At 58.8% G+C, this 682-nt stretch carries 1 protein-coding gene; it reads right to left on the bottom strand.

Annotated elements, in window-relative coordinates; genetic code table 11:
* A partial coding sequence (locus tag NKI88_RS31755) for a sensor histidine kinase (protein WP_352659349.1) occupies positions 1-682 on the bottom strand: 682 nt, incomplete at both ends.

Genomic DNA, 682 nt, shown 5'->3' with positions numbered 1-682 from the left:
TTGGGTGGTGCCTGCGTGCTTCTGCAAGGTCGAGGTGGAACGAGGTTCCCTTGCCTTCCTCGGTTTCGAAGGAAATGGCTCCGCCAAGTTTTTCGGTAATGGCCTTGACGATGCTCAACCCCAGGCCGGTGCCGCCTATCTTACGCGTGCTGGAAGCGTCCGCCTGCTCGAATTTTCCGAATATACGGCCGCGGAAAGCCTCCGGGATGCCAGTGCCCTGGTCCATGACGGAAATACGCAGCATGTCGCCGTCACGACGCTGGAATTTCACCGTGACGGTGCCATCAGCATGCGAGAACTTGATCGCGTTCGACAGAAGGTTCGCCATCACCTGATGCAGGCGATCCGGATCGATGTTGGCCTCAGCGCGCGGGGCATCGTCGATCAGAACGATCTTGATCCGGCTGTCAGCCATGTAGTTGGAGCTGGCGGCAATGGCCTGCTCTAGCACCTGACGGACAGGCATCTGCTTGATCTTGAAGGTGATCACGCCCGATTCGATCTTCTCGATATCCAGAATGTCGTTGATGAGGAGAACCAGCCTTTCGCTATTGGTGTGGGCGATGTTGACGAGATTGGCGGCCTTCGGCGGCAGTTCGCCGGCAACACCGGCCGCGATCAGGCCAAGCGAGCCGCGGATGGAGGTCAACGGGGTGCGCAATTCGTGGCTGACCGTGGAAAT

Source organism: Mesorhizobium sp. M0317 (assembly GCF_040321555.1).
GTDB lineage: Bacteria > Pseudomonadota > Alphaproteobacteria > Rhizobiales > Rhizobiaceae > Mesorhizobium.
The sequence above is the reverse complement of the archived record's forward strand: the minus strand, read 5'-3'. Positions and strand labels throughout refer to the sequence as shown.